Source organism: Marivita geojedonensis, from assembly GCF_002115805.1.
Taxonomy (GTDB): domain Bacteria; phylum Pseudomonadota; class Alphaproteobacteria; order Rhodobacterales; family Rhodobacteraceae; genus Marivita; species Marivita geojedonensis.
This window is the reverse complement of the sequence record NZ_JFKC01000005.1, coordinates 19,221-40,175: the sequence shown is the minus strand read 5'-3', so window position 1 is coordinate 40,175 and position 20,955 is coordinate 19,221. Positions and strand designations below refer to the sequence as shown.

General features: G+C 56.3%; 19 protein-coding genes and 1 pseudogene. 14 read left to right on the top strand and 6 right to left on the bottom strand.

Annotated elements, in window-relative coordinates; genetic code table 11:
- Together MGEO_RS07840 and MGEO_RS07835 are read right to left on the bottom strand one after the other, a co-directional pair.
- Positions 1-405, bottom strand: coding sequence for a DUF2924 domain-containing protein (locus MGEO_RS07840; protein ID WP_085636174.1), 405 nt, complete (start codon positions 403-405; stop codon positions 1-3).
- Positions 402-647, bottom strand: a complete 246-nt coding sequence (locus tag MGEO_RS07835; protein WP_085636173.1) for a DUF3489 domain-containing protein — start codon at positions 645-647, stop codon at positions 402-404. Before MGEO_RS07835 ends, MGEO_RS07840 begins: the two co-directional genes overlap by 4 nt.
- Positions 648-1,106: 459 nt before the next feature.
- Here MGEO_RS07835 and MGEO_RS07825 point away from each other — a divergent pair, with 459 nt between their 5' ends.
- Genes MGEO_RS07825 through terL form a run of 3 tightly spaced genes read left to right on the top strand, consistent with a single transcriptional unit; the run spans position 1,107 to position 4,211 of the window.
- Complete coding sequence (locus tag MGEO_RS07825) at positions 1,107-2,399, top strand: site-specific DNA-methyltransferase (RefSeq protein ID WP_085636171.1); 1,293 nt, start codon at positions 1,107-1,109, stop codon at positions 2,397-2,399.
- Positions 2,396-2,812 (top strand): DUF5681 domain-containing protein, encoded by a 417-nt coding sequence (locus MGEO_RS07820; protein ID WP_085636170.1) that lies wholly within the window; start codon positions 2,396-2,398, stop codon positions 2,810-2,812. Before MGEO_RS07825 ends, MGEO_RS07820 begins: the two co-directional genes overlap by 4 nt.
- Positions 2,799-4,211 (top strand): phage terminase large subunit, encoded by a 1,413-nt coding sequence (gene terL / locus MGEO_RS07815; RefSeq protein ID WP_158090990.1) that lies wholly within the window; start codon positions 2,799-2,801, stop codon positions 4,209-4,211. The genes MGEO_RS07820 and terL overlap by 14 nt, the downstream gene beginning before the upstream one ends.
- A 504-nt stretch (positions 4,212-4,715) precedes the next feature.
- Here terL and MGEO_RS07810 read toward each other — a convergent pair.
- Positions 4,716-5,645, bottom strand: coding sequence for a LysR family transcriptional regulator (locus MGEO_RS07810; protein WP_085636168.1), 930 nt, complete (start codon positions 5,643-5,645; stop codon positions 4,716-4,718).
- A gap of 120 nt (positions 5,646-5,765) precedes the next feature.
- Here MGEO_RS07810 and MGEO_RS07805 point away from each other — a divergent pair, with 120 nt between their 5' ends.
- The 8 genes from MGEO_RS07805 to MGEO_RS07770 all read left to right on the top strand — a co-directional run bounded on the left by MGEO_RS07805 (position 5,766) and on the right by MGEO_RS07770 (position 13,505).
- Positions 5,766-6,554: a transporter substrate-binding domain-containing protein gene (locus tag MGEO_RS07805; RefSeq protein ID WP_050931871.1), complete on the top strand. Its 789-nt coding sequence runs from the start codon at positions 5,766-5,768 to the stop codon at positions 6,552-6,554.
- Between the two features lie 106 nt (positions 6,555-6,660).
- Positions 6,661-7,371 carry an ABC transporter permease gene (locus tag MGEO_RS07800; RefSeq protein ID WP_050931870.1) on the top strand — a complete coding sequence of 237 codons (711 nt, stop codon included), beginning with the start codon at positions 6,661-6,663 and terminating at the stop codon, positions 7,369-7,371.
- Positions 7,372-8,058 carry an ABC transporter permease gene (locus MGEO_RS07795; RefSeq protein WP_050931869.1) on the top strand — a complete coding sequence of 229 codons (687 nt, stop codon included), beginning with the start codon at positions 7,372-7,374 and terminating at the stop codon, positions 8,056-8,058.
- A 3-nt stretch (positions 8,059-8,061) separates the two neighbouring features.
- A complete protein-coding gene (gene speB / locus MGEO_RS07790) occupies positions 8,062-9,021 on the top strand; it encodes an agmatinase (RefSeq protein ID WP_050931868.1) in 960 nt (319 codons plus the stop codon).
- Positions 9,022-9,042: 21 nt separating this feature from the next.
- Positions 9,043-10,512 carry a M81 family metallopeptidase gene (locus MGEO_RS07785; RefSeq protein WP_198948092.1) on the top strand — a complete coding sequence of 490 codons (1,470 nt, stop codon included), beginning with the start codon at positions 9,043-9,045 and terminating at the stop codon, positions 10,510-10,512.
- A complete protein-coding gene (locus MGEO_RS07780) occupies positions 10,505-11,644 on the top strand; it encodes an alanine racemase (RefSeq protein WP_158090989.1) in 1,140 nt (379 codons plus the stop codon). Before MGEO_RS07785 ends, MGEO_RS07780 begins: the two co-directional genes overlap by 8 nt.
- On the top strand, positions 11,626-12,417 hold the full coding sequence (locus MGEO_RS07775; protein WP_085636165.1) for an amino acid ABC transporter ATP-binding protein: 792 nt from the start codon (positions 11,626-11,628) through the stop codon (positions 12,415-12,417). Before MGEO_RS07780 ends, MGEO_RS07775 begins: the two co-directional genes overlap by 19 nt.
- A 26-nt stretch (positions 12,418-12,443) precedes the next feature.
- Positions 12,444-13,505 (top strand): ornithine cyclodeaminase, encoded by a 1,062-nt coding sequence (locus MGEO_RS07770; protein WP_085636164.1) that lies wholly within the window; start codon positions 12,444-12,446, stop codon positions 13,503-13,505.
- Positions 13,506-13,814: 309 nt separating this feature from the next.
- Here MGEO_RS07770 and MGEO_RS07765 read toward each other — a convergent pair whose 3' ends face one another.
- The gene (locus MGEO_RS07765) at positions 13,815-14,609 is read right to left on the bottom strand and encodes a glycerophosphodiester phosphodiesterase family protein (RefSeq protein ID WP_158090988.1); all 795 of its coding nucleotides are present in this window, start codon (positions 14,607-14,609) and stop codon (positions 13,815-13,817) included.
- 634 nt (positions 14,610-15,243) lie between these two features.
- On the opposite strand from MGEO_RS07765, the gene MGEO_RS07760 reads away from it, so the two are divergent.
- The 3 genes from MGEO_RS07760 (at position 15,244) to MGEO_RS07750 (ending at position 19,111) form a co-directional block, all read left to right on the top strand.
- A complete protein-coding gene (locus MGEO_RS07760) occupies positions 15,244-16,503 on the top strand; it encodes an alpha/beta fold hydrolase (protein WP_085636162.1) in 1,260 nt (419 codons plus the stop codon).
- A gap of 644 nt (positions 16,504-17,147) precedes the next feature.
- Positions 17,148-18,050 (top strand): LysR substrate-binding domain-containing protein, encoded by a 903-nt coding sequence (locus MGEO_RS07755; RefSeq protein WP_085636161.1) that lies wholly within the window; start codon positions 17,148-17,150, stop codon positions 18,048-18,050.
- Between the two features lie 218 nt (positions 18,051-18,268).
- Positions 18,269-19,111, top strand: a complete 843-nt coding sequence (locus MGEO_RS07750) for a class I SAM-dependent methyltransferase (protein ID WP_085636160.1) — start codon at positions 18,269-18,271, stop codon at positions 19,109-19,111.
- Positions 19,112-19,785: 674 nt separating this feature from the next.
- Here MGEO_RS07750 and MGEO_RS07745 read toward each other — a convergent pair.
- Together MGEO_RS07745 and MGEO_RS21675 are read right to left on the bottom strand one after the other, a co-directional pair.
- Positions 19,786-20,358, bottom strand: a complete 573-nt coding sequence (locus MGEO_RS07745; RefSeq protein WP_085636159.1) for a hypothetical protein — start codon at positions 20,356-20,358, stop codon at positions 19,786-19,788.
- 263 nt (positions 20,359-20,621) lie between these two features.
- Positions 20,622-20,869: pseudogene (locus tag MGEO_RS21675) on the bottom strand (IS5/IS1182 family transposase); the annotation flags it as partial.
- Positions 20,870-20,955: the final 86 nt, after the last annotated feature.

Below are 20,955 nucleotides of genomic sequence, written 5' to 3'. Positions count from 1 at the left end.
TCAACGCGACCTCTTCAGCCCGAAGAACCGCGGACCGGACCATCGGGCCCCGGTGATAGCCCGGGCGATTGGCGACAGCGACGCATAACGCTGACCATTCCAGACGAAGCCACCGTCGATGACATCGACCACATGGGTCACGCCATTCCATTCCCGGATTAGGCGCCCGCCGGGCTTCAGTGCGGCGCTGCTGGTGCCCCGGTCGTCGCGAACCGCCCTCGTGAGCTTGCCGACGAAGCCTTTTGGCAATCCGCCACATTCCCGGCCCTGAATCTCGAAGGCCAGGAACCGGCGCAGGAACGGGCTGCTGAGGCGCTTCGGAATGGGTGTACCGAAGACCGCGTCCCAGGCGGCAATCAGCGCCGCCCGGTCCATGGTGTCGATCTCGGCTAGGGAGAGCTTCATGTCGCGCTCTCCGGGCCGCTCGTGATGCGGTAGACCGCGCCGCCGCCGGGTTTGGCAGGATCCGCGCGGTCGATCCTGTATCCGGCCTTCCTCAGACCGCTCAACGCGGCGCGGACGGAATGCGGCTGCCAGCCGGTGGCGGATTGCAGGGTGGTCAGATCCGCGCCGGCCTTGCGGCTCAGCAGTTTGCGCAGGATTGCGGACTTGGTCTCGCGCGGAGGTGTTGATGTGGTTCTGTACATGTTTGCTCCTCGGTTCTCCGGGCCAGCGTTATGCCGGCCCTGGTACCGAGATGCGCCCGGGTCTGACCGGGCATGGCAACAGTGACGCTCATGTTGGGCGGGAAGTCGAGAGGGAGATCACGAGGTGGGCGACTGGCAGATGAAGATGATCACGTGCTCGTGATCCGCAGGGGGCCGAGCAGGTGTTGATCAAAAAGGCGAATCATGCACTAGATATAGTGGTTGGGACATAACACTCTTTCAGTGCTGGTCTGAAGAGATGTTCGGCTGGATAGCCATCCTGCACCAGCAAAAGCCCACAAGTTGGATGACTTCGTGGCGGCTCGCCCTCGGATGGGGGCACGTTCGGTCCGCTTTGGATGAAGCGGTCGCAACACTCTCAAAAAAATTCTCACGCGTGAAGACGCGCCTAATCCAGCCCGAGCGTATTTGCGCGCGGGGCTCAGAGAGGAGCTGACCATGAGTCTGTCTTATGACCACATTGCCATTGATGCGGTGCAGCCTGCTCGGCGCAATGCCCGTACCCACAGCCCAAAGCAGATCGCCCAGATCGCTGAAAGCATCCGAACCTTCGGGTTCACCAATCCACTTCTCATCGACGAGGCCGACGTGCTGATCGCCGGCCACGGCCGGCTCGAAGCGGCAAAGTCACTTGGTCTCAAGACCGTGCCAGCGATCCGGATCCCAAATCTGTCAGAGCCGGCCAAACGAGCTCTTATGTTGGCGGACAACAAAATCGCGCTGAATGCCGGGTGGGATCTGGACATCCTCGCTGATGAGCTTGCGGACCTCTCGTCCATGGAGCTTGAGTTCGACCTCGCGACCACCGGGTTCGAGGTGGCCGAGATCGACCTGATCATCGATGCTTCTCGCGATGACGCGGCGGTCGCCGAAGAGGCGCTGGAGCCGGATCGGACTTTGCCTGCAGTCACCCAGCCGGGTGATCTCTGGCAACTCGGGCCGCACCGGGTGCTTTGCGGCACTGCGCGAAGTTCGGAGGATTACGCATCCCTCATGCAGGGGGATCTGGCGGATGTCGGCTTCACGGATCCTCCATATAATGTGCCAATCACCGGCCATGTCAGCGGCAAAGGTAGGGTCAGCCACCGGGAGTTTGCCGAGGCCTCGGGTGAGATGAGTGAGGAAGCGTTTACGGCCTTTCTGACGGAAACGCTGCAGCTTGCTGCGCGCAACAGCCGCGAGGGTGCGGTCTGGTTTGCCTTTATGGACTGGAGGCATCTCGGGGAGATGCGCACAGCCGGACTGACGGCATTTGGAACCTGGCTCAATCTTTGTGTTTGGGCCAAGACCAATGGCGGTATGGGCAGCCTATATCGCAGCCAACATGAGCTGGTCTTTGTCTTTCGCAATGGCACATTGGGACACCGAAACAATGTTCAGCTTGGGCGCTTTGGTCGGAATCGGACCAACCTCTGGAGCTATCCCGGAGTGAATACCTTCCGAAAAGACCGGATGTCGGAACTGCAGGCACATCCCACCGCAAAGCCTCTTGCGATGATCCGCGACGCATTGCTGGATGTGTCGAAACGCGGCGACATCGTCCTCGATCCCTTTCTCGGAGCCGGAGCGACGCTGATTGCTGCGGAGCGATCCGGCCGGATCGCACGTGGGTTGGAGATCGACCCGCTCTACGTGGACGTCGTCTTGCGCCGCTGGCGCGCGGAGACAGGCGAAGAGCCCGTCCGGGCGTCTGATGGCCGGAGCCTTGCCGATCTGGAGGCCGGGCAATGAGCGGGACGGACAAGGACGATGATGCGGTGGGGTATGGCCGTCCACCTAAGTGGGGCCGGTTCAAGAAGGGCAGATCGGGCAATCCTCGAGGGCGTCCCAAGGGGTCCCGCAATTTTGCAACGGACCTCGATGAGATCCTGACCCAAAAAATGACCATTCGCGAAAATGGCCAGCCAAAGACCGTCAGCAGCCAGAAAGCGGCTCTCCTGAGGCTGAGATCAAAGGCTTTGAATGGAGAGACGCGCGCATTGGATCGCTTGCTGGCTCTCGCCGCTGAGCGCGCAAGACAGAAGGATGCAGACGCCGCGGAACGATCACTGTCGGATGCGGAGGAGGACATTCTGGAGCGCTACGCGGAGCATGTCCTCAGAAAACGATCGGGAGAAGGGGAGGCTGCAGATGGGCCGTCCTGATCCAGGAGACGTTCTCAATGCCCTTTTGCGTACCGATCTCTCATCGTTCATTCAGCGCAGCTTTGCCACCGTTGCGCCGGGAGCCATCTACCAGCACACATGGCACATCGATGCCATTGCGTATGAGCTTGCGAGGATTGCGCAGGGGGAGAACCGCCGTCTGATCATCACGTTGCCGCCGCGGTCGCTCAAGTCGATTGCCGCATCAGTGGCCTTTCCGGCCTGGCTGATGGGGCGCAACCCGCGCATGCGCATCCTCGCCGTTTCCTATGCTGAAGGGCTTGCGGAGAAACTGGCCCTTGATTGCCTGAGAGTGATGCAGGCTCCGTGGTATCGGGCCTGTTTCCCGGCGACCCGGATTGCAAAGGGCAGGGGTGGCCGGGCGGACTTTGAAACGACCAAAGGCGGTGGCCGGTTCTCGACCTCTATCGGTGGGACACTCACGGGTCGGGGTGGGGACATTATCCTGCTCGATGATCCGCACAAGCCGGAGGAGGCCGTTTCTGACACCAAGCGCCAACAGGTGATCGACTGGTACAGGACCACGTTGCTGAGCCGACTGAATGATCCGGCGCGTGGTCCCATCGTGCTGATCCAGCAACGTGTGCACGAAGGCGATCTTGCCGGCGTGCTGATCGAGCAGGGTGGGTGGCACCTTCTCGATCTTCCGGCGATTGCCGAGGAGAGCATGGAGATCGACCTTGGTATCCGGGGGGTCATTCGCCGTGCGCCGGGGGATCTCCTCGATCCGCAACGCCTGCCTCGCTCGCTTCTGGAAAGCTATAGAGACGAACTGGGGTCATATGTGTTTGCGGCACAATACCAGCAACGGCCGGCCCCGATTGGTGGGGGCCTCGTAAAATGGAACTGGTTCGAGACCTACACGGCACCCCCAGATCGTCGAGAAGGCGGGCAAGTGGTGCAGTCTTGGGACACCGCCTGCAAGGCGGCGGAAGCCAATGACTTCTCTGTCTGCACCACCTGGAGAGTTCAGGGGAAGACTGCGTGGCTGCTTGATGTCACACGCCTGCGTCTTGAGTATCCCGACTTGCGCAAACGCATCCCTCAGCATGCAAAGCAACACGGTGCCCGCACTATTCTGATCGAAGACGCCGGATCAGGAACACAGCTTATCCAGGATTTGAAGCGATCAACCGGTCTGAACATCATCGGCCGACGCCCGACCGAAGACAAAGCCACGCGTCTCATGAGTGTCACCCCGCTCATCGAAGCAGGCCATGTTCTTATCCCCAGAGAGGCGCCGTGGCTGCCCGAGTTCCAGCGCGAACTCATGCTGTTTCCAAATGGCAAACACGACGATCAGGTCGACAGTCTCTCGCAGTTCCTGAACTGGATGAACCGAAAGAGAAAACAAGCCATCTGTGGTGTGTATGGGTGAGCCGGTGACGTAACCAACAGGTTTTTTTGGCTCTTTCCAAAATGAACCGGTGCCGCGGCTTCGAGGCTGCAGTTTTTTTGTGAGAGGCGAAATTCTGAAAGCGCGCGAGGCGTCAATAATGAACACTGTCGTACAGTCAGAGAGCAGCGGACCCTTCGATAGAGTCAAGTTTTATCATCCGCGAATGGTGCAGGAATTGAAAAAAGGGCGGGAAGCCGACGTTTGCTGCGAGTAGCATCGACGTCCGAGATGCGGACTAACCAGACTTTCGCTGACGCAGCTATTACTCGCACAGCGTTTTCTCGCACTTGCGGCATCCTTTCGGTGATGCAACGAATTTCACCGAACCGGACCTTCAACGGTATCGATTTCGGCAGATTTCAAGCCTTTTCTTCGCTGGATAGTATTGAACCATCGAGACGCGTTTTTCACCAGCCTTGTCCGTCGATATCGTTGCTGCAGAATAACCTCGGCGTCATAACGTTTGGGTGGTGTAATTCACTTTCAAGATATTGCTCCAGTTCGCTCTGCATGGGCACTAACATAGTCACAGAACAGTTCCTCCGCTTCTGAAAGCTGAATTTCTGAGTTGGTGACCAGATAGATCCTGGCCGACGGCTCCTCGCTGTAGGGGGGGAGCTGCCACAGACTTCCTTTGGCGACGAAAGGTTCTGCAAGATGTAGCGGCAGGAAGCCGATACCAAGACCAAGTTCGATCATGCGTCTGACCTCGTTGACATAGGGTGACTGGCCTCGCACCCGCTGGCCGATGGACACCTTGGCACGGTAGGCTGTGACATCGCTCATATGTTTGCCGCCCAGAACATCAGCATTGAAGCCGATGAAGGGCTCGGCGCGCAACTCGCTGTTGGACACGTCGCGCCTCCCATTCAAAGGATGATTGCGGCCACAGAAAAGTCCAAAGCGCTCGTGAAGAAGCTCACGTGCCTCCAGGCTATCTGGGATTGTGCCATCGGTAATGCCGAGAGTAACTGTGCCCAGAGTGACTGCGCGCAATATCTTTTCCGTGGTTTCGATGGTGATTTCCAGATCGACCGCCGGGTGATCATAGAAGAACCGTTCAATAGCGCGATCGATCTCTGGGCTTATCACTTGATCTATTGAGGCCAATACCACTTTACCCGAAACCGCCCGCGGCGCCTGTGATAACGTCTGTGGCATCCGGGCGATCGAGGCAAAGATCGGCCTTATCTGTTCCAGCAGCTCCTGCCCGGCGCGCGTCGGCAGCAGCCCGGACCGGCGCCGTTCGAACAACTGCACTCCGGCGCTTTCTTCCAGCCGCTTCATCGCCTGGCTAACGGCGGGCTGAGTGCGATAGAGCGCCGCCGCCGCCTTGGTCATGTTTTTTTCCTGCATGACCACCATGAAGACCCGCAAAAGGTTCCAATCCAGATTGTTTGCAAAATCGCTCATGTGCGCCAACTATAAATTTTATTTATTCTTACAAGTAGAAATAACAATTATCAATGAAAATGCGGACTCCGTATTCTCCTTGGTACAAGGCCCATTGCGGTCGACAACTGGGAGAACACCATGAAACTCACGAAACTCATTGCGACTATAGCGGCGGCCACATTTGCCACGGGTGCCATGGCACAAGACACGGTGCGGATGGGAACCGAGGGCTACTATCCGCCGTTCAACTTTTTTGATTCCGCCGGGCAGGTTAAGGGCTTCGACATCGACATCGGCAATGCTCTGTGCGCCGAGATGAAGGTCACCTGCGAATGGGTCACGACCGACTGGGATGGTATCATTCCGGCATTGAACGCAAACAAGTTCGACACGATCATCGCCTCCATGTCGATCACCGACGAGCGCTTGAAGGTGGTGAGCTTTACCGATCCGTACTATTTCAACGCGGCGCGCTTTATCGCGGCCAAGGATGCAGGGCTGGGCAATGCGCTGCCTTCAGACATGGCCGGGAAAATCATCGGCACGCAGGAATCGACGCTCGAGGTCGAGGTGCTGCAGCAGTACTTCCCTGACAGTGAAATCAAGCTGTACCCCAAACTAGATGATGCCTTGCTGGACCTTGAATCTGGGCGTGTTGACGCAGCTTATGCCAGCCAGTTCGTTCTGGGGGCGTGGCTGGCCAAAGATGATGGCGCCTGCTGTGAATTCATCGGCGAGGCTGCGCGGTCGGATGGCAACAAGGGCACAGGTATTGCCGTGCGGCAATCAGATACTGAGCTTTTGTCAAATCTGAACAAGGCGCTTGCGGCGATCGTTGCCAATGGAACCTATGACGAGATCCGGGGCCAATACTTCGACTTTGACATCATGACGACTCCGAAAACGGCCACGGAACTCTACAAATAAATCGGTGCCGACGTCTTAAAAATGGATCGGGCCGCCACGTTTGGCCCGTCCACATCTGCCTTGCACACACTCAAAAGCTTGATCAATCAGGCGGAAAGGGGCCGAAATGGACCTCCTGTCACTTCTTGCATTCGGTGATACGGGCTGGGGCGATGAGCTGGCGCGTGGATTGATGGTGACACTGGCACTTGCCTTTGTGACCGCCCCGCTGGCCTTGATACTTTCCTTTCTGCTTGCATGGGCCAAGAACTCGAACAGCCGGTTGCTGCGCGGTTTTGCCAATGGCTATACGACGGTTTTCCGTAGTCTGCCGGAACTCCTGACCCTGATCATCATCTACTATCAACTACAGATCATCCTGAATGCCCTTGCGAGGTTGGTCTGGGCAGACGCCAATATCTCTCTGAACGCCTTTGTCTCTGGCGTCGTGGCGCTGACATTGGTGTTTAGCGCGCTTGGCGGCGAGGTTGTTCGCTCTGCTTACCAAGCCGTCAGCAAGGGCCAGTCCGAGGCAGCGATGGCGCTTGGGCTGAAACGCCGACACGTTTTCTTTCGCGTGGTTCTCCCGCAGATGTGGCGGCACTGTATTCCCGCCTTCGGCAATTTGTGGCTGATCCTGCTCAAAGATACATCGCTGGTTTCAATCATCGCCGTCAACGATCTTGTGCGCTATGCCAACAGGGCGATTGCCACGACAAAAGAGCCGTTCTTCTTCTACACGGTTCTCGCTGTAATATTCGTATCGCTGGCATTTCTCTCGGGCCAAGTGCAGAGGGTGCTGGAACGCCGCACCAGTGCGAATCTGGGGGGCAGATAAATGTTATCCCACCTGACAGATAACCTTGAACTGTGGCGCATTGGCCTGACCAACACGGTCATGCTGACGGCCTTGGGCGTGTTCTTCGGCTTTTTCGTGGCAATTCCGATCGCCGCAGCCCGGTTGAGTAGCAATAAATTGCTGTCAAAAGCAGCCTTTGGCTATGTCTATATTGTGCGTGGCACGCCGCTATTGGTGCAGATCTTCATCATCTATTATGGGCTGGGCCAGTTTCATAAAGAGCTGAAGGCGATCGGCGTTTGGTGGTTTTTCCGCGATGCGTTTAACTGCGGGCTGCTGGCCTTCACCCTCAATTCAGCCGCCTACCAATCTGAAATCTTGCGCGGCGGCATTCTTGCGGTTCCCAAAGGCGTGATCGAGGCCGGTTCAGCGCTTGGCCTGACAACGCTTCAGATTTTTCGCAGGATCATCATGCCCATCACAGTAGGTCGGATGTTGCCAGCTTTCGGCAACGAACTTGTCCTCTTGCTCAAGGCGTCGTCGCTGGTTTCGATCATCACTGTGCGCGATGTGTTGGGGCAGGCGCGGTTCATCTATGCTCAGACGTTTGATTTGTCTGTCTTTTATATCGCGGCGCTCAACTATCTGATCGTCGTAATGATCATCGAGGCGATCTGGCGGCGATTGGAGCGCCGCAACGCCTGGCTCAAATACACGGGGAATTGATGGATGCCGAGTGACAAGTCACAGCTCTTCGGGAACGAAGGAGTATTTCAGACGGCAAGCGGTCCAGACGGTACACACGTTGAAATGCCATATTCAGGCATCCGCACGTTTATGCGGCGTCGCCCGAGTATGGATTTTGCGGATGTCGATATGGCCGTACTGGGCATTCCGTTTGATCTGACCACCTCGGGCCGCTCGGGCTCGCGCTATGGGCCGTCGGCCCTGCGCGAGGCTTCAACACAACTGGCATGGGGTGAGGTCTGGCCTTGGGGGTTCGACCCGTTTGATCGCCTTTCGGTGGTGGATTGCGGCGATGTGCCTTTCCGGCGTGGGCAAGGGGCGCAGATGTATGAAGTAGCAACTGAGCTGGCCAGCCAAGTGGTTGCCGCTGGGGCGCAGACGATCATGATGGGCGGCGATCACAGCGCCACCTATGCGATGCTTAAGGCCAATGCGGAAAAATACGGGCCACTTGCCCTGGTGCAGTTTGATGCCCATCGCGACACCCAAAAAAGCGAATACCTTGATCATGGCACATTTGTTTATCATGCGATTCAAGAGGGATTGATTGATCCAAACCGCTCGATTCAGATCGGCATCCGAACCTTTTATGACGATAAAGATGATATCACGGTTCTGTATCGCAATTGGCTTCACGATCACACCGCCGATGAGATGCAGGCCCGCATTGAGGAAGTGGTCGGCCGTGGCCCTGCGTATCTGACCATCGATATCGACAGCCTTGATCCTGCCTATGCGCCTGGGACTGGCACGCCGGTCGTTGATGGGCTTGCACCCAATGATATCATTCGTTTCCTTCGGCGCTCGGGCGGGATCGGTTTCGTCGGGATGGATCTGGTCGAGGTCGCGCCTGCCTACGACCCTGCCGGGGTGACGGCTCTGATGGGGGCCTCCCTAATGCTCGAATACATCTGTGCAGTTGCCGCCAAGAGAGGGGGCTGACCCATGGTGTTTCGCGTGGCTTTGATCGAGTTTGCCCATGAGAGCAATACGTTCACGGTGAAAACGACCGGCATTCAGGATTTTCAGAATTCGCGTTATGTGCGCGGGGCCGAAATGCTGGAGCAACTGCGCAACACGACTTCCGAAATTGGCGGTGCGATCGGTGCTGCCGCGCGCATGGGTTGGGACGTCGTGCCGATCCTTGCCGCTCATGCCAACCCGAGTGGTCCCGTGTGTGAGACTGCGCGACGTAAAATCACGGACGAAGCACGGCGTTTGCTAGCAGAGTGCGGTCCGCTTGACGGGGTGTTCATCGCGCTGCACGGCGCCATGGTGACGGAAACGGATCAAGACGGCGAGAGCCAGTTCCTGCGCGAGATCCGTGCTGCGATCGGCGTGGATATTCCCGTGGCAGCGACTTTGGACCTTCACGCGAATATCTTCGACGAGTTTGCCGAACATGTGCAAATCGCGGTCAGTTATCGCACCTATCCGCATGTAGATATGGCTGCGCGCGCAGGTGAGGCCTGCGATCTGTTGCACCGGGCGATGGGGGGGGAGATCAAGCCGAGCCTCTTAGTTGACCGCCCGCCCATGCTCCTAGGTTGCGACGACGGGCGCACGACCGATGATGGCCCCATGTGCCACGTACTTGAGGCTGCTGCCGAGGAGGCTCAAGCACCAGGGCTTTTGCACGTTTCTGTCAACGCAGGCTTTACCGATTCCGATGTTTTCGCCGCGGGGCCAAGCGTTTTGGTGTGCCATGACAATGCAGAAGCCGCAGCCGCGCAAACGGCGCGCAGGTTGTGCGACTTGATCTGGAGCTTTCGCGATGACTGGACGCTTCCGATGTCTCTGGACGAGGCGATAGCTAAACTCAAGGGGCACAAACTCTCGAGCAAACCGGTTGTGGTTGCGGATTTTTCTGACAATCCGGGGGGTGGTGGCTATGGCGATTGCACGGCGCTCCTGTCTGCCTTGCTGGAGGCGGGGATTGAGAATGCAGCCCTCGGCGCGCTGATTGATGCTCAAGCCGCCGAAACGCTCAGCGAAGCGGGTGTTGGCGGTGTTGTGACGCTAAGCGTTGGAGGCAAAAGCGATCCATCGGCCGGTGGTGGCCCTCTGGAACTGACTGGCGAAGTGCGGGCGGTTTCCGACGGTACCCTAACATTTAAGGGGCCGATGCTGGCGGGCGTGGCTGCTGATATGGGGCCGAGCGTTTGCTTCCGAGTTGCAGGCGTTGACGTGTTGATAACGTCAAACGCCTTGCAGATGCACGATCTGAACCAGTTTCGCTGTGTCGGGATCGAGCCGATGGAAAAAAACGTGCTGGTGGTGAAATCCATGCAGCATTTCCGCGCGGCTTTTGAACCAATCGCCAGCGAGGTGCTGGTCGTCGATGCCGGGGGCCTGTGTTCCCCCGATGTGACGCGTCGACACTATGAACGTCTGCGGCGTCCAGTTTTTCCGTTGGATCAGATCGATGCTTGATATCAACACAATATCTGGACCGCGCGTCGAGTTTGACACCGATGCTCTGCAGCAGAATTTTGCTCATTTGGCAAAGTTATGTGCCGCGCATGGAATTGCGGTATCTGGCGTGACCAAGGCCATCGGTGGCAACCCGGACATTGCTCGCCTCATGCTGGACAACGGTATCCGCACGCTGGCGGATGCACGCCTCGACAACATAGCGCGGCTACGCGCAGGTGGCATTGACGTGCCGGTCATGTTGCTACGCGCGCCCGCCATGGTCGAAGTGGCCGAAGCGGCGCGGTTGGCTGACATATTCCTGCTCTCCGAGATTGAAACGATCCGCGCACTTGCCACTGCCAAAGCCGAACTGGGAAAATGCTGTCAGGTCGTTCTTATGGTCGATCTGGGTGATTTACGCGAAGGGGTTCCGCCTGAGGACCTGCCCAGTCTTGGCCGTGCCGTCATGGCCACGGAAAACGCCAATATCATTGGTATCGGCACGAATTTGGCCTGTAATCTGGGGGTGTTGCCAGATCAGAGCAATATGGCCGAGCTTGTCGCCTTGGCCAATCAGCTTGAAGCCACGATTGGACACCCCTTACGCTATGTCTCTGCGGGTAACTCGAGCGCAATTTCGTTAATGTTGAATCAAGGGTTACCAAGCAAAATCAATCACCTGCGCCTTGGAGAAAGCCTTCTACTGGGGCGCGAGACTGCCTACGGGCATCCGCTAGCCCGTATGAGCGGTGACTGTTTCGATCTGGTGGCACAGATCATCGAGCACAAACTTAAGGCCCCCAGACCGTACGCTGCGCGTGGGCGCAATGCATTCGGTCAGCAGGTTGATGTTGAGCTGACAGAGCCAAGAAGACTGGGAGTGCTGAACGTTGGGGCGGTTGATTGTGAGATCGGCGGTCTGTGCCCGCTCATCAACGGCGTCTCGATCGTTGGATATTCCAGCGACCATCTGATTGTCGACACCACCAGTTCGACCAGTCTGGCTGTTGGCGACGAAATTCGGTTCCGCGTTGATTATCACGCGCTGGCGACCGCAATGACCTCACCCTATTTGGCGCAAGTTGCCTTTCAGGCGAACAGCGTATCATTCACATTGGAAGGAGCACCGCGATGTCTGCCACTGCGATAGATCGCGATATCGACAACAGCCAAATGCACGTTAGCGAAGAGGTGGTTATCGAGATCGAAAAAATGAGTAAATTCTATGGTGCTTTCCAAGTGCTGCATGACATTGATCTGCAAGTGCGGCGTGGCGAGCGGATTGTGATTTGCGGGCCTTCGGGTTCGGGCAAATCGACGCTTATCCGATGTCTCAACCGTCTTGAAGAGCATCAAGAGGGCCGCATTGTGATCGACGGGGTGGAATTGACCTCGGACCTCAAGAACATCGACAAGGTGCGTTCGGAAATCGGAATGTGTTTTCAACATTTCAATCTGTTTCCGCACCTGACTATCCTAGAAAACTGTACGCTCGCGCCAATGCTGGCGCGTCAGACCCCACGCGAGGAAGCCGAAGCAACGGCGATGCGCTTCCTTGAGAAGGTGAAAATCCCCGATCAAGCTGGAAAATACCCTGGCCAGCTCTCGGGGGGTCAACAGCAACGCGTGGCCATCGCGCGGGCGCTTTGCATGAAACCGCGCATCATGCTGTTTGACGAGCCCACATCGGCGCTGGATCCCGAGATGATCAAGGAGGTGCTCGATACCATGGTCGAATTGGCCGAAGAGGGCATGACCATGCTCTGCGTTACCCACGAAATGGGTTTTGCCCAAGCGGTGGCCAACCGTGTGATCTTTATGGACCAAGGCCGTATCGTGGAAGAAAACGGACCCAGTGCTTTCTTCAACAACCCGCAAAACGAACGCACGCAGGCGTTTCTCAGTCAGATCATCGGCCACTAGTGCTGACTATCCCAAGGAATATTACCATGTCGGCATCCGACCTTGCCTTGATCCCTTTTGTCAGCGTCCAGAACATGATGCGATTGATCCTCGAGATTGGGACCGAAACCTGTATTGCGGAAATTGAAACCTATCTGGAAGAAGACTTCCGCCGCTGGCCTTTGTTTGACAAGACGCCTCGCGTGGCCTCGCATTCGCATGAAGGTGTAATTGAGTTGATGCCCACGTCTGACGGTATCGAATACGGTTTTAAATATGTGAACGGGCACCCCAAGAACATGAAGGACGGTCTCCAAACCGTCACAGCTTTCGGGGTGCTGGCCTCGGTCGACACTGGTTATCCGCTGTTGTTTGCCGAAATGACGATCCTGACCGCTCTGCGCACGGCGGCGACGTCGGCCCTGGCGACGAAATACCTTGCTCCCAAGGGAGCCACGACAATGGCCATGATCGGCAACGGCGCGCAGGCCGAGTTTCAGGCGCTGGCGCTGAAAACGGTCTGTGGCATTTCTAAGGTGCGCCTGTTCGACGTCGATCCGAAGGCGACCGAAAAATGCGCACGCAATCTGGCGGGGTCGGGTATGACGGTGATAAAATGCGCCACTCCTGAAGAGGCTATATTGGGTGCACAGATCATCACCACCTGCACTGCGGACAAGAAGAACGCCACGGTGCTCAGCGACAACATGGTCGGGGCGGGCGTGCATATCAACGGCATCGGAGGCGATTGCCCCGGAAAGACCGAACTGCACCGCGATATCGTTATGCGTTCGGACGTATTTGTTGAATATCCGGAACAGACCCGCATTGAGGGTGAAATTCAGCAAATGCCCGAGGATTTTCCGATAACTGAATTGTGGCAGGTGATGACAGGCGAAAAGCCGGGTCGTACGGATGACGCGCAACAGATTACCCTGTTTGATGGCGTCGGGTTTGCCATCGAAGATTTTTCCGCTCTGCGCTGGCTACGCGACAAGGTCTCGAATGGCCGTTTTTGCCATATGCTGGACATGGTCGCCGATCCTGACGACCCGCGCGACCTTTTTGGCATGGTACAACGCGAGCGTGAGCGCATGAGTGCTGCATGACCATTCAGGGTGATCTGGCTCCCGCACCGTACTTCTCAAGAAGCGTGCGCGCGCAGCGAGAAAACCAAATTCACAGAATGGGCTCCAAGCGGTCTATCGCTGCAACGTTGTCGAAGGTCCGCTGCTTTCAATAGCAGCCGTCTGCCACGCCTGCGGCGGGCAGCAGGCCAGCGAACGAAGTTAAAGTTCGCCTCAATGCTGCGCCCTGATGCCGTTTGATCGAGCGCTGACCGGCCGAACGTAAACCTTCGTTCAACGCCCCGGTGAGCGGCCAGACCGCAACTCGAAAGAACCCACGGTGACCGGCGGCTAGCGCCCCAGCAGTTCCATGAGCATATCCGGTTGGCCAGTCATGTAGGCCGACACGCCTGGGCCCATAGCTGCCTGCCAATCCGACGCGTCGCCGCGTCCCAGCGCCGAATCCTTGCCGTCATGAACTCCGCTGCCTGCAACCCGGACGCCCAGTTCCTCTGCCCTAGCGCGGCACTCTGTCGTCATTTCCCTGTCCGGGACGCGAATGACCGCCAAATGCCCGCTCTGACCCACTGCAAGTTTGTCGAGATCGGCTACGCAGTCTGTCGTGCGCTCCATCGAGATATAGGTATCGAGCCCAGTTGCAGATGCAACTTCAGAAAGAAGCGTCGCATCGTAATAATAGATCCCGAATAGCAGCATGCTGCCAGCGTCGTATCCTTGCAGGAGTGGGATGATGGTCGCCGCATCGTACCGCTTCAGGTCGAGCAGGACCAAGATTTGCCCCTCCGCCAAGTCGAGGGCGTCTTCGAGCATCGGAATGGCGTGAACGAAACCGTCGGTGCCGTCGGTGAGCCGAAGATGCTCCAGGTCACCTAGCGTGTAGTCGCCAATAAAGTCCTTGCCACCGCGGCTCTCGCGCGTCGGTCCGCCCGGCGCGCCATTGGGAAAGACATGCTCGACATCGGTCGTGCGGTTCAGGGTTGCGTCGTGCATCAGCACATACTGGTCATCGCCGGTAAGCTGCGCATCGAGCTTCACCATGTCGATGCCGCGATCGATCGCGGCGCCGAGCCAAGCCAGCGAATTCTCCGGTGCACCGTCTAGTTGAGCATAGCGATGTGCGATCACCAAGGGCGGCTGCCCGGATCTCATCCGTTCCTCGATTGCCGCCTGAGCACAAGCGAGGTGAGGCGCAAGAAGTCCCGCGAGAGCAGCAGCGGCAAGTAGGTATCGCCTGCACATCGTCCCCTCCCAAAAAACCAGTTCCCGGTCGGCAAGAAATCGACCTGCCCCATACAAAGGTTTCTTCGAAAATGCAGAGCGGTTCTCGGCTACGCCTTGATCTGGGTCAAGAGCAGGCGGCCCGTGGATCGCGTTTCCGCCCGGCCAAGCAGGCGCCGGACGGCTAAGTCTCCTTCGGGCTCTCTCCGGTCATTCGCCGCCGGTTGTCTGAACGGCAGCTTCGGGCCGTGAGTGAACAAAGCAGCCGGGCGGGAAGCCGACCTTCTTCGAGCCCGAAGGAGACGCGCTCGCGAGCCTTGGCTAAGAGGCGCCTGCCTGAAGGAGGCGTTGAACGTTCATGTATTAACTCTAGCCTCTTTTTCAGCTTCATTTGGGACCTGATCGCCATCGAACCTGTCGACCAGCCAATAGACTTGTGTGTGGCCCGTCTCAGCTGGCTCATTCGCGGCACAGGCACTGCGAGATCTTGGGCTACCGAAACTCTCGACGTCTAGGCAAGCATCAAGGGAGCGCTTGGGAAATGGAAATTTTCCCGATAAGACAATGGGTAATCCTGACACGGGCACGTCACTTCCAGGCTGATCCCATGATTTATTCGTTTTCCGGAAACACGTTGGATGTGAGAGGCCATACGCTCACACGTGATGGCTTGAGCGTGCCGGTTGAGCCGCAAGTATTTGATATCATAAGAATACTGGCGGAAAACTCCGGCGCCCTAGTCACTAAAGATCGCCTGATTGAGGAAGTTTGGGATGGGCGCATCGTCTCAGAGGCCACGATTAGTGCACGTATAAATGCGGCGCGTACGGCCGTGGGCGATAACGGCAAAGATCAGGAAATAATCCAGACGGTCATGCGCCGGGGATTTAAAATGGTTGCGCAGGTTTCGGTAAAGGAAGCCACTAACAAAGAGGCTCCAGCGCGACTACAACAAACCATTCGTTACACGAAGTCGAAGGACGGAACAGGGATCGCCTACTCGAAGGCTGGCCATGGCCCAAGTGTGCTATACGCTTGGCATCATCTGTCACATCTCGAACATGACTGGTCCAGCACGCTACTCAGCCGCGGCCTCCGGGCGCTGGCAGAGAATTATTCGCTGATCCGCTATGATGTAAGGGGGGCTGGCCTCTCAGAACCCATCAAACCCGGTGACACTTTGGACGACCATGTTAACGACATGATCGCCGTCGCGGACGCGGCAGGCCTGGAGTGTTTCCCTGTTATTGCCACACTTCAGGGAGCAGCGGTTGCCATCCGTTTGGCCGCGCGCGAACCCCAACGCATTTCCTGCCTCGTTCTGCATAATGGCTACGCACGCGGTAGAGCCTTGCGCGAATCTGCGCCAACCCATGCAGAACATGATCCATTTATTGCGCTATTAAAAAGCGGCGGCTGGGGCGACCCGGACAATGGATTTATGCGAGCTTGGGCAACCATGGTGCTGCCCATGGCGTCCTTCGAAGAAACGACAGAACTCATTCGGCTATTTGCGCATGCAAGTAATACCGAAGATGCGTTGTTTCAGCGAGATCTGATCGACAAGTTGGATGTCACAGAGGATTTGGCAAAGGTGCGCGCGCCGACTTTGGTTGTGCATGCCAGTATGTGCACGATTCACCCCGCTACCGAAGGACGGAAAGTCGCAGCTGGTATTGCCGACGCAGAATTCCTTGAAGTTGACAGTTCGAGCACGTTTTTCTCTTCGAGCGATCCTGCGAATGAACAGGTGCTGCGTGCAACCATCGACTTCCTTAATAGTCATTGCGACTCGCAATAGCGCGCGCTGGTTCGTTGATCCGCTAAGGACTACATCCGCGCCTCAGAAAGAACCGCGGTGGTTAGTTGTGACAGCATAGGTGGGACTGGCCGATTTCTGCTCTTTAGGTGCTTCTCGCGGATGGTAACTCGTCTGTTGAACGCTCATTCATACTGCCAGCCGATGCCGTGTTGCGGCTAACGGCGGCTTCGTCCGCTCAACGGACCTTAGTGCCGGGCGTAGCTAAGGGCAGGAGTGAGCCCATAGCGTTCTCGTTAGCGAAGCGAGCAGCACTTCACGAAACTCTTGGCGGAGCCACTACGATTTTTGGCCTACCTCCGCAATAATACCCCTACATTGTTACCGATGACCGGTCTCCATCAGCGTGTTTCTAGGTCGGGTCCACGTCAGGAAGAATTGGAACAGAGTAACCAAGCCACGGCGCAAACCCCTGCGTTTCTTTTCTGATGGCACTCTGTAGCTCGGGAAATGGCCCGGGCGCGGGCGGCCGCTGGTGTCGTACTTTGAAACTACACGTAACAGGTCAGTGTTCGGAGCCATCATCGCAATTCTCCATCTATGTGTGATTTTGAATTTGATTATGGTAATATTCTGGCAAATCTGAGAGTCAAAAATACTATCACAATGAAAGGTGATCTTTCAGCATGACATTAGACTGGACAAAGCTACCGTCCTTAACCGCGCTTCGGGCATTCGAGGCTACAGCGCGGAAAAAGAGCTTTTCCGCGGCGGCTCGATCGCTCAATGTAACCCACGCCGCAGTAGGGCAACAGGTCCGCGTCTTGGAAGAGTTTATTGGAATGCAATTGCTCGAACGCTCCACGCGAGGTGTGAACCTGACGTCTGATGGGCAAGAACTTGCGAAGGCATTGGCGAATGGGTTTGCCGCAATCGCGGAAGGCATCGAAAGCCTTCAAGAGAAAAACAAGAACCGACCAGTGCGAGTGACGACCACGGCCTTTTTTGCCGAGGCAGTCATATTTCCCAAGATCGCGGATTTTTGGAGTACTGCTGCGGGAATCGAAGTCTCTTTTGCTCCAACTGACGAGGCTATTGATCTTATCGCTGAAGGCTTCGATATCGCTATCCGAGCAGGTGACGGAAACTGGCCAGACCTAAACTGTCGGTTGTTGATAGAAAGTCCAACTCGGGCTTTTGCGGCACCTTCGCTGGTCGATAACCCCGCAACCAATTGGGATGAAGTTCCTTGGCTGATTCCGAGCGACAGTCTTTGGGAACGAGAAGCACTAGAAGAATCTGGCATCGACACGAGCACCATCAGAACCTTGGAGATTGGCGACCCGTCTCTCGAAATCCGCGCAGCAGAAGAGGGCATGGGGCTGGTGGTTGAATCCGAAATCGACGTACGATCTCAAGTTGAAGCAAAAACGCTCAAAATCGCTCCCATTGCTATCACTAGCATGTCTCGATATTTCATCGTCACGCCGCCATGGAAACCTCGTCCGGCGGTCGCTGCATTTATTAGTTGGCTTGAGACCGTCGGGCCAAGGTTGGGCGACAAAAACCCAGCATCCAAGGGCACTTGAGCAGGGTATTCAACTGTTTTCACCGAGCGACCCATCGAAAATCAAAAGGCAGGAAAGTCCGCAGTCCGGACCTATTTGGCGGCTGTGGACTGCGACCGCTCTTAAGGACACGGACCTTCATAAACATCGCACCGATCGACGGCTACGAGCCCGATTCTACAATATTCTGCGCGATCCATGAATGAATGCTAAACTGACCCAAACAGGGATAGCATTTTATGGTCGCAAACAAAGTGCAGGTAGAGTATTGGGCTTCCCCCGCGGGCCTGAAATGGCTTGAACACGAGCATGCTCTGGATGCCGCGATGGCCGGTATGTTGGACATGATGCTCGATACCGCTAACATTGTATCAACGGACCGTATCATCGACATAGGATGTGGAACCGGAGCAAGCACCCTTGAAGCTTCCCGACGCGTTCCGGACGGCATAGGTCTTGGGGTGGACATCTCAGAGCCACTTCTTGCACGCGCCGCCAGCAGGGCGAAGGAGGAAGGCATACAGAATGCCTCTTTCCTGTTGGCCGATGCCCAAACACATGACTTTTCCCGCCGACCCTTCGATCTTCTGGTATCGAGATTGGGCATGAGCTTCTTTTCCGACACCGTCGCTGCGCTTGGGAACCTGTCTCAGGCACTGAACGATAATGGCAGAATGGTGTTTGTTTGCTGGGCATCGGTGGCCGAGAACCCCTGGTTCTCAGTTCCAGCACGTGCGGCGGAACAGAGGCTGGGATCGCTTCCGAAAGGGGACCCTGCCGCACCCGGGCCAACCGCATTTCAGGATTGTGATCGAGTAGCCGACCTGATGTTTCAGGCAGGCCTCTCCAATATCGAGGCGCGTCCAGTAGAGTTTATGCTTACACCGCCCGATGGGGTTGCCGGCGCAGCGCGTGCTGCCAGCAAGGTCGGTCCCGCGGCTCGGATCATGAAAGCACACAAGGGGACCGAGGATGACGAGTTGGCGATTGAAAGGGCGGTGAGGGCCGCCTTCGGAAATTTCGACGAAGGTGGTGTGGTGCGGGTTCCGGCGGTGGTCAATCTGTTCGCTTGTTCGCGATGAACCGGTCTCTGAAAGCTGTCATCCGGGATTGAACGCTGAGCATCAGCTTTGTCCCGCCCTGCCGACCTTCGACTTCTCATAATGCTGCACAATGCATGAATGGCCTGTCTCGGGAAGCTGCAGTGCGGCGCCGGCGCTACTGCTGGACGGCAGCTCTGGGCCGACCTTGCCCAGCCTGGCATCCCTGACAATAAGAATGCCGCGCTGCATCCGAGGTCAGCTGTGAGCCCTTTCGAGACATGATTGCATCCGCAGAAATCCGACGAGAGGGGCGGATGGCGGTCGTTCTATGCAGGTGCGAGGATCAAACCACAGCGTAACGAAAGCAGCCATTCATTGAACCGAAGTCACGACCATGATTCTGGGGCTGTCACCAAGGGCAGGAAGCGGAGTTTGCAAGGTTGGGCAATTTCCCGACAGCGCACCTTCCGGTCGAGTACAGCGAATGCCGGGGGAGAGCCCACTCTACCGATGCTCGGCTACACGTGAATGGGTGAGAACCACGCGTTGCTGACATTGGCCATGTCAAGGAGGGCCCAAAGCTGGTCTTGAGCTTTGTCAGTGGATTGTGTGAGTGTAATATGAAAATCGATTATCTGTGTCGCTTGGCAACCAATCCGGATTAATTTCGAAACACCTTCCACTGAGCGCGAAAAGACCCTCAAATTAAAAAATTACTGCTCACGCTCCAACAATACCTTATACAGCTCATTAACGCTACTTGTCCCAACGACATGCCGACAGTCCAGTGTGATTAAATCATGCATCAACTGTGAGCCCAGTGGGTTTATTGGAAAATCAATACGAGAAAATAGGCCATGCCAGTCCGACTTCTGGTAACGTCTCATTTCAAGACTATCACCGTAGAGTGAACCAAGAGATATTCTATCTTCTCCAAAGACTCCTAAATCAGTATCAGTAATCAGGGGAAGTTTTGGGAACTGCTTGTTTTGGCTTAAAGTTGCTCTGTCGAATAAAAGCGATTTATAAATATAGCCTCTATTCACATCCACCAAACCAGAACTAAACATCCCACCAGCGTAAGAATATTCAAAAATCAGTGTATCTCCAGATTTAACCTCTTCAATAACTCCAGTCTGCTTATAAGTTTTACCATCTATCTGCAGAAGATGGTTCTGGGAAACAACACGGCAAACCATTTCCCCGCGAAGGTGAGATGACTGACTATTTGCTGTTCCCACGAAAAAGCCAAGGTAGATGGCGATAGTAAGAGTGAGGCACTTCATTTGTCTTAGCCTTTACACGATTATCCGCATCGTAAAATTTATAAAGCGCAAAAACCTGTCTAGCCACCTATTTCTAGGGTCTGGACTTCGGTAACGGTGCCGTCCGAGTCAAGGGATTTTAGGTAAACGACTTAAACCGCCAAAGCGGAGCTTTTGGTTCGTCTTGTCTGTTGTGCTTTATCTTGCGGCTTTCGGTTGAGGTCCTTCCGGTACACGCTTCGGTCGGTGGTCAACGCCTAGGTTACCAACATGATGCTGGTTCGATGTAATTCCGATGTGCCCATCTCATAGTGCCCAATCAGGCGTCCACGCCCCCTTTTACCGCAGGCTGGAAGCCAAACGATGTGCTTTCAGGTGGGTGGCGTCGATTGAGATGGTCTTGTTGTCGGGGTCTTGTTCAGCTAGCCCCCCGGGCAAAGACGCCTATATCACTCCAGCGCTTCCAACGGTTATACAGGGGCTTTGGTGGACCATTGATCGAAGGAGAAACACGATGGCGAATGCAGCGTCGTAACAAGATGCAACGGCAATAGAGAGTGATGATGATCGAAGGTAGACGCTACCGGGACACCCCGAGGCATTGTCTGGACCTCAGAT

What these genes read in the sequence shown, in the direction of transcription:
- MGEO_RS07770 (WP_085636164.1), top strand. Translation starts at nt 12,444, where the DNA reads ATGTCGGCATCCGACCTTGCCTTGATCCCTTTTGTCAGCGTCCAGAAC.
- MGEO_RS07820 (WP_085636170.1), top strand. Translation starts at nt 2,396, where the DNA reads ATGAGCGGGACGGACAAGGACGATGATGCGGTGGGGTATGGCCGTCCA.
- MGEO_RS07745 (WP_085636159.1), bottom strand. Translation starts at nt 20,358, where the DNA reads ATGAAGTGCCTCACTCTTACTATCGCCATCTACCTTGGCTTTTTCGTG.
- MGEO_RS07780 (WP_158090989.1), top strand. Translation starts at nt 10,505, where the DNA reads ATGCTTGATATCAACACAATATCTGGACCGCGCGTCGAGTTTGACACC.
- MGEO_RS07800 (WP_050931870.1), top strand. Translation starts at nt 6,661, where the DNA reads ATGGACCTCCTGTCACTTCTTGCATTCGGTGATACGGGCTGGGGCGAT.
- MGEO_RS07795 (WP_050931869.1), top strand. Translation starts at nt 7,372, where the DNA reads ATGTTATCCCACCTGACAGATAACCTTGAACTGTGGCGCATTGGCCTG.
- MGEO_RS07755 (WP_085636161.1), top strand. Translation starts at nt 17,148, where the DNA reads ATGACATTAGACTGGACAAAGCTACCGTCCTTAACCGCGCTTCGGGCA.
- MGEO_RS07750 (WP_085636160.1), top strand. Translation starts at nt 18,269, where the DNA reads ATGGTCGCAAACAAAGTGCAGGTAGAGTATTGGGCTTCCCCCGCGGGC.
- MGEO_RS07835 (WP_085636173.1), bottom strand. Translation starts at nt 647, where the DNA reads ATGTACAGAACCACATCAACACCTCCGCGCGAGACCAAGTCCGCAATC.
- MGEO_RS07810 (WP_085636168.1), bottom strand. Translation starts at nt 5,645, where the DNA reads ATGAGCGATTTTGCAAACAATCTGGATTGGAACCTTTTGCGGGTCTTC.
- MGEO_RS07840 (WP_085636174.1), bottom strand. Translation starts at nt 405, where the DNA reads ATGAAGCTCTCCCTAGCCGAGATCGACACCATGGACCGGGCGGCGCTG.
- speB (WP_050931868.1), top strand. Translation starts at nt 8,062, where the DNA reads ATGCCGAGTGACAAGTCACAGCTCTTCGGGAACGAAGGAGTATTTCAG.
- MGEO_RS07775 (WP_085636165.1), top strand. Translation starts at nt 11,626, where the DNA reads ATGTCTGCCACTGCGATAGATCGCGATATCGACAACAGCCAAATGCAC.
- MGEO_RS07760 (WP_085636162.1), top strand. Translation starts at nt 15,244, where the DNA reads ATGGAAATTTTCCCGATAAGACAATGGGTAATCCTGACACGGGCACGT.
- MGEO_RS07805 (WP_050931871.1), top strand. Translation starts at nt 5,766, where the DNA reads ATGAAACTCACGAAACTCATTGCGACTATAGCGGCGGCCACATTTGCC.
- terL (WP_158090990.1), top strand. Translation starts at nt 2,799, where the DNA reads ATGGGCCGTCCTGATCCAGGAGACGTTCTCAATGCCCTTTTGCGTACC.
- MGEO_RS07825 (WP_085636171.1), top strand. Translation starts at nt 1,107, where the DNA reads ATGAGTCTGTCTTATGACCACATTGCCATTGATGCGGTGCAGCCTGCT.